Source organism: Escherichia sp. MOD1-EC7003, from assembly GCF_002965065.1.
Lineage (GTDB): Bacteria > Pseudomonadota > Gammaproteobacteria > Enterobacterales > Enterobacteriaceae > Escherichia.
In genome coordinates this window covers 1-6,015 of record NZ_PTRE01000269.1, presented here as the reverse complement: position 1 = coordinate 6,015, position 6,015 = coordinate 1, and the positions used below count along the sequence as shown (strand labels likewise).

General features: G+C 47.6%; 6 protein-coding genes and 2 pseudogenes. 4 read left to right on the top strand and 4 right to left on the bottom strand.

What is annotated here, in order from left to right; translation table 11 throughout:
• Window positions 1-112 precede the first annotated feature (112 nt).
• Window positions 113-307, top strand: a pseudogene (locus A7090_RS27190) (hypothetical protein); the annotation flags it as partial.
• A 269-nt stretch (window positions 308-576) separates the two neighbouring features.
• On the opposite strand, the pseudogene A7090_RS25190 reads toward A7090_RS27190, so the two are convergent.
• The 4 genes and pseudogenes from A7090_RS25190 to repA all read right to left on the bottom strand — a co-directional run.
• Window positions 577-780 (bottom strand): annotated as a pseudogene (locus tag A7090_RS25190) (hypothetical protein); the annotation flags it as partial.
• Window positions 781-885: 105 nt separating this feature from the next.
• Window positions 886-1,161: a type II toxin-antitoxin system RelE/ParE family toxin gene (locus A7090_RS25185; protein WP_000421259.1), complete on the bottom strand. Its 276-nt coding sequence runs from the start codon at window positions 1,159-1,161 to the stop codon at window positions 886-888.
• Window positions 1,161-1,445: a CopG family ribbon-helix-helix protein gene (locus tag A7090_RS25180; protein ID WP_001178087.1), complete on the bottom strand. Its 285-nt coding sequence runs from the start codon at window positions 1,443-1,445 to the stop codon at window positions 1,161-1,163. Before A7090_RS25180 ends, A7090_RS25185 begins: the two co-directional genes overlap by 1 nt.
• 903 nt (window positions 1,446-2,348) lie before the next feature.
• The gene (gene repA / locus A7090_RS25160) at window positions 2,349-3,380 is read right to left on the bottom strand and encodes a plasmid replication initiator RepA (protein WP_000907852.1); all 1,032 of its coding nucleotides are present in this window, start codon (window positions 3,378-3,380) and stop codon (window positions 2,349-2,351) included.
• A 972-nt stretch (window positions 3,381-4,352) separates the two neighbouring features.
• Here repA and A7090_RS27435 point away from each other — a divergent pair.
• The 3 genes from A7090_RS27435 to A7090_RS25130 all read left to right on the top strand — a co-directional run bounded on the left by A7090_RS27435 (window position 4,353) and on the right by A7090_RS25130 (window position 5,796).
• Window positions 4,353-4,616: an ash family protein gene (locus tag A7090_RS27435; protein ID WP_001324596.1), complete on the top strand. Its 264-nt coding sequence runs from the start codon at window positions 4,353-4,355 to the stop codon at window positions 4,614-4,616.
• On the top strand, window positions 4,534-4,821 hold the full coding sequence (locus tag A7090_RS25140) for a helix-turn-helix transcriptional regulator (protein WP_000074849.1): 288 nt from the start codon (window positions 4,534-4,536) through the stop codon (window positions 4,819-4,821). The genes A7090_RS27435 and A7090_RS25140 overlap by 83 nt, the downstream gene beginning before the upstream one ends.
• A gap of 441 nt (window positions 4,822-5,262) precedes the next feature.
• Window positions 5,263-5,796: a transcription termination/antitermination NusG family protein gene (locus A7090_RS25130; protein ID WP_001372168.1), complete on the top strand. Its 534-nt coding sequence runs from the start codon at window positions 5,263-5,265 to the stop codon at window positions 5,794-5,796.
• The last annotated feature ends 219 nt before the right edge of the window (window positions 5,797-6,015 follow it).

The window sequence follows — 6,015 nt, the reverse complement described above, 5'->3', positions numbered from 1 at the left end:
GCCCTGGAAAGTTGATCTGAGCTCTCAGTAAATATCAATACGGTTCTGACGAGCCGCTTACGGCCAAAGCCTTAGCGTAGGATTCCGCCCCCTCCCGCAAACGACCCCTTATATAACACTTTGTTTAGAGTGGACAAAACTACGAGAGGAAAACAATCGTCTTTATGAAATTAATAACAAGGCAAACAGAGGATGGCGTGGTTTCATCCTAAGATTGATAGGGGTTAACCTGCCAGATAAAAGGACTGAGTTTACACAACGTCTCTTGTTGACGCGCAAAATTTCGGGTTCGGTCATGAAAAAGTAACATATTCTAGGCTGGAACAGACCAATTTTGCATTCGCCGTCCAGGAGTTTGAGGGGAAAGTAGTCAGTGTTTTACGCTCAGTCAGGGAAAGTGTGCAATGATAAATGACACGAAAGGAATCGTAGTACATGGGCACCGCGATTCAATATTCAAGGAAAAAACAATACAGCAATGTACTTGTTCTGTTTCTATTATTCTGGCGATTTCAATAAAGGCACTTGCTCGCGCTCTGTCATTTTCTGAAACTCTTCATGCTGCATTTCGATTTTCCTTCTAAGATCATAACTCGCATACCTGTTCTTTTTATGTATATCTATATCTATTTTTGTGACGAGTTCAAACCACAATGTTCGCACTCCCCATGCAGCGTTATGAAACATTTCCGCAACGGCTATAGAGTCTGTATTAACTGCTTCAGTCATGTAGTCGCTAATACGTTCAGCGGTAATTTTCGTTATTTCATCGTAATTCATTTTATCTCCTACAAGATTATTTAATGGAATGCAAAATATCTGGCCTGATAATAATGTTCCAGAATTAATATCTGCAGGCTATGTTAAGTTGTCCCCACACACAATCTACCTGTTTTCTCGTGTGTGCCACAGGCGCAATACATAAATAGTCTGGCCAGTAAGTTCGTAACGGATTTCGTACTCGCCAGCAAAAATCCGTCTGACCTCCCTGGGTTCAAACTGAAATAACTGTTCCCCCATACGTGGATGAGTTAACAGAATGACCGGAGCCTGTGTCAGGGACTGCACCGTTCTGGCGGCCGCAGGTTTACTGGCCAGCACCAGAAAATCATATAACCGCGCCAAATCAGAAAGCGCCTTACTGGTCCACTTCAGTTCCATCAGCGTGGCACCGGTAACGGATTGTCAGTACTGAGGCTGTCCGCCCAGGCCTGTACAGCCTGATGGTCGATAACCTGTCCGGATGTCACATCGTCCAGGGCTTCCAGCGTCAGGCGATTACGCTCCTCCTCCTGGGCAAGCCATGCAGAAAGCGCCTGTTTGATAATCCAGCCCCGGGAGCGTTCCAGTCTGGCGGCCATCTGGTCGACTTTATCAGCCATAGGTAATGGCACATGCGCGGTAATTACTTTTGTTGCCTGTGCGGTATTGTTTTTCATTTGCATATCCGATTAGCTGTTAATCATATTTAATCATAGTGATTACTTTCAGACGAAACAAGGCAAATAATGCGCGTCAGCGCATGTAAGGCGGCACTCCGTTGTTACATATGGCACAGAAACAAAACCGCCGAAGCCCGGCGTCAGCCGGTACTGATTGATAGATTTCACCTTACCCATCCCCATCCTGCTAAGCCATACCCGCTTTCAGCCATGAAATAGCTTCTGTGCGCGGTCGGAGTGGTCCCGACAAGGGTTTACCCGCAGTCGGGGCGTATCTCCGCGTTAGCGGGCCGTCAGGGCCGCTTACGAGCGTGTACTGAGGACTTCCAGCCAGAAGACTGGCAGCGATGACAATGTAGTTACAACATTCATAATTAAAAGCGATGTTGTTCCCGCCCTTCGGGCGGGGGCGGCTTCGCTTTTCAGTTATGAGGGGTGGGCACGGTGCTGCGTTTGTGTGGTGTTTTTTATTCCTGATGTTTTCGCGGTGGTTTCAGAACGGTGAGGTTCGGGGCCCGCGCGTTAGCGTGGGAGGTGCTTTTAGATTCTGAGCGGCGAGGCCTTGGCCGCTGCAAGCGAAGGCCTCTTTGTATTTGTTCACAGTGGTTTCAGAGATAAAGACTTTCCCTGCGGCGAAGCAACGCAGGGGATTAAATAATGGGGTTAGGACTATATTGCAGGTTTGCTGTTTCAGGTTTGCAGCTTTTTAAAGTTCTTTGTTTGCGGATTTATGTGGATAACTGAAACAACGTGGCCATGTTCTGATGACTGATACGTGGTTTTATGGGCAGATATGCCCCTCTGAGGGGATTTAAGGTGATTACTGCAGATTTTGGGCTGAGCGGAATCAGCGCCGAAAGCCCCGGAGGGGCTGGCGATGATTCAGTGCTGAAGGAATGGTGCTGTCTAGTGCGGCGGTGGCGCAGCCAGCGTCAGTTCAAGCTGACGCAACTCCCTGATGGCCAGTCGCTTCAGATGGTCATCGGAACAAAAATAGGCTTCATCCGGCGGCAGACGCTTCCTGAGATACTCTGCCATCTCATGAATCTGCTGGTCGGCAGGCAGTTTCTTCAGACGTCTGGCGCGCTTACTGGCTGCCGCTTTTGCACGACGGTGTTTCAGTGCATCCTGGCTGCGCTGCAGATACCAGCGTTTTCTGGCCGCATGTACGGAGATATCTTCATCCTCACGCAGTACGCCTTCCCGGATGAGTTGCTGGCGGATTTCACTTTCACGCAACCGCTTCTGCTGCTGTTCGTGAAGTTTCACCATGTCGACGCCCAGCATCTGCCAGCCTGCCGGTGTTATCCAGACGTAACGTGGCAGACGCTGGCGGGTTTCACGGTCCCACAGGGTTTCCTCTGAAACACCCAGCACACCAAAACGTACCTGTTCGGCCAGCAAACGGGAAAGGCGGGAGACCGTCACTTCCAGTTCCGGAATAACCTTCCCCTTGCTGTCTTTCGGGCTGATTTCTCTGGCCAGACGGGAAACACTCATGCCTACGGTATGTGTGCCCGCATCACTGAAGCTGACCAGAACCGGCCAGACGGCATCGAGGAGGCGTTGTTTTTCCGGACGGAAAGCATATTTGCGACCGGCATACGTTCGTTTCTGCACGTAAAAAGGATGCAGAGACATGTGCATGCGCAGGCTCTGCTCGCCGGTCACCGGGTCCTTTTTCACCAGACGGTTGTAGGCGTGCCCGAGCTGCCCGCTCAGCGCCTTATAGCGCTCAGGACGATACCAGGACGGATTTTCGCATTTGGGTTTGGTGGAGTGCTCACCACGACGACGCTTCGTGCGCTTCCTTTCCGGTTCAACCAGGAAAGTGGTCGCCCTTCCCGCTTCATAGTCTTCCCAGAAACGGATCTGCTCTTCGGGTGCTAACTGACACCAGTGTACTGCGTTATATGGAGTATTCTTCAGACCTGCCACAAGCTGTCGCTTATGGCGGAGCGATTGTGCCGTGTATTTATACACTGCACAGGGTTGAATCTCTGGTACGGTTTCATTATACTTTACCCGTATTCTGTGAGGCCCCCACTATCTTTCGTCGTTCCGCCAAGTTCGTAAGAAAGATAGTGGGGGTTTTCCTTTTATGGCTTCCGGAACATCTTCAGTCTTCTGACTTACTGCCCGTACATGCCATCTCTCCTGAATGCCTTATGGCGCATTCTGCCGTCCGACTTTCGCCGCTTTGCTCCACAGAGTGCCACCCTCTGCACAGCTAATAACAGCCGAAATATACCCGCTTTACGTTAATTTGAAAAGCATTACAACGATCTCTTCTCTTCCAGTGCCTCCTCACTAATACCTCTAATAAGTTAATCTTGACCTGCGTCAAAAAAATAAAATCTATTTTTAAAAGCAGATTTTTCTGCTTTAGATCCTTCTTTTGGATTAAAAGATCGACTTTTGTCCTACTCACGATCATTTATCTTACAACCGATCCACCTAACAGAATAATATTCTGTTTTAATGCAATTAAACGATCTAAAAAACCTTTAAAAAATCATTTTGTAGATCATTCGATCGTAAATAGAATAATTCTTAGATGATAAAACCATTTGTTACACAACCCGCCAATTGTGTAACAACAGCCTCTACAAGAGCATATTTGTTCATATGTTCGTCAGAACTGCGGATTGTCTGGACGAGGGTCAGACACCGTTTCGTGCATATGGACCAGCATGTTCGAACGCCACAAAGCAGAAGCATCACGCCTGGATCGCTTCGGCGCGGAGCGTTAAGTTTTGACGCTTTTTTGTATGTTTTTTAAGCTGTTAGTTGACTCGGTGCGTTATACTAAGTACCCTTTACTGGTCACAGGCAAAACTGTGATCGGGCGTAGGAACCCGCGTAGTCATCGTCGGCGCAGAAGTTAATTTCTTCATTTGGCGTCGTTTTTTGCCATACCATAAAGACAGGAACTTGTATTTCTTGTCGTCATCTATGGTAGCTCAGGCGGGGCAGGCATTAGCCTGGCCGGTTTCCGATGACGCCGGTATTCCTACCCCCGTCTGGGCTATCACCAATGAGCGTAGGAACTCAGTGATAGCGTTTTTAGTTGTCATCGGAGACCTTTGCTATGTCACCTCAACTGATACAGAAACTCCCGGCCATCACTCTGTTGGAAGGCATGTTTCCCGAGCTATCAACAAACCAGCTTAAAGTCTGCGTTTTTTACGCAATGGGTGTTCCTTACGACGCCATTGCTCAGAACTGTCGGCTTTCTCCCGAAACGGTACGAACCTACCTGAAGCGAAGCCTGAAGAACTTAAATCTGGAAGGATATGATGCACTTCGCTCTGCTGTGCTGATGCGAACGTTCGTTTTCATGATTAGCAATACAGCTAAAGAAAACGAAAAAATGTGAACAGGTGTCCCCATTAAAGGGGACACTTTCATGGAAATTGCATTTTGCACTTTACAGGCGATCCCAAATTGATAAACATAAACACCAAGCACAAGTTACTTTAATAAAGCAAATCACTTCAGACGGTGTCCCAATTATTTGTATCTGGCTCATGCCCGATATATGGCGACCTTACTCTGAACTGACGTGCTGATGTTTTATTTCGCGTATCACAATACTGTGCCACTGTATTGCTGATATTAGTGCTTAGCCGTTCTTTATCTGTGAGTTCGCCAAATCACCGATACAGAACGTACTAGAGTCTGCTGGTTATATGCCTGTCAGAACTGCAGTTTATCCAGATATGGGCTGGACACTGCTTCAGACATATGATTTAGCATATTCGCCTGACATCGCAAAATCGTCCATCATGGATCGGTTTTGCGCGGAGCGTTGAACTTCGTGAATATAGAACACCTGAATAACCGGAACTGGTATCTTGCGCAATATAATACAGCCGGCAAAAACAGAGAATCTTTATTCTCATGGCTGAATGAGCAAAACGTCGTACCATGGACTCCATTAATAACAAGAAAGATAAGACGGGCAGACTCCAGGTGCTGTTACCGTGAAAGAATATTCGCTATTTTTCCAGGGTACTTTTTTATTCTGGCTAATTTTGACATTCAACCAGTATCGGCATTACGTCGCCATAGCGCCTTCATTGATTTCGTGAAGTTTGGCGGTGAAATAAAACCCGTCAATAAAGATATTGTTGATGGATTAATGAAGATTTACCCGGACCCTGTGCTAAATCCGGGAGCCAGGGAAGAGCTGAATGCGGCTTCCAGCATATGGCTGACAAAAGCACAATATCAGTATCTCCTCAGAATGGAAAATACTCTCCAGCCTGAGTCGAGGATATCCCTGCTCCTGGAACTGGTATCAAATGCCGAACATCACGGCTTTATGGAGCGCCTTGTAAACATCCCATAGCCAGTATTTCCCGGCCTTCGGGCCGGGCTTTTTTCAATTCAAGAGAATATTCCGGAGTGAAGCCTGCACGAAGCCATCCCCACCATGGACTCCCCCTGTCTTTTGATGGAACCGTGTATTTCTTAATGGCGAAAGAAATAAAAGGCTTCACCCCAGAGGTAAGCGCATCATTTAAACCGTCTTTCGCCTCCCTTTCCTGTTTCCGATACTAATGTCCAT

Bases quoted from the DNA above. Each gene is read 5' to 3' on its own strand.
- A7090_RS25185 (WP_000421259.1), bottom strand. From the start codon at position 1,161: ATGGAACTGAAGTGGACCAGTAAGGCGCTTTCTGATTTGGCGCGGTTA.
- A7090_RS25180 (WP_001178087.1), bottom strand. From the start codon at position 1,445: ATGCAAATGAAAAACAATACCGCACAGGCAACAAAAGTAATTACCGCG.
- A7090_RS25140 (WP_000074849.1), top strand. From the start codon at position 4,534: ATGTCACCTCAACTGATACAGAAACTCCCGGCCATCACTCTGTTGGAA.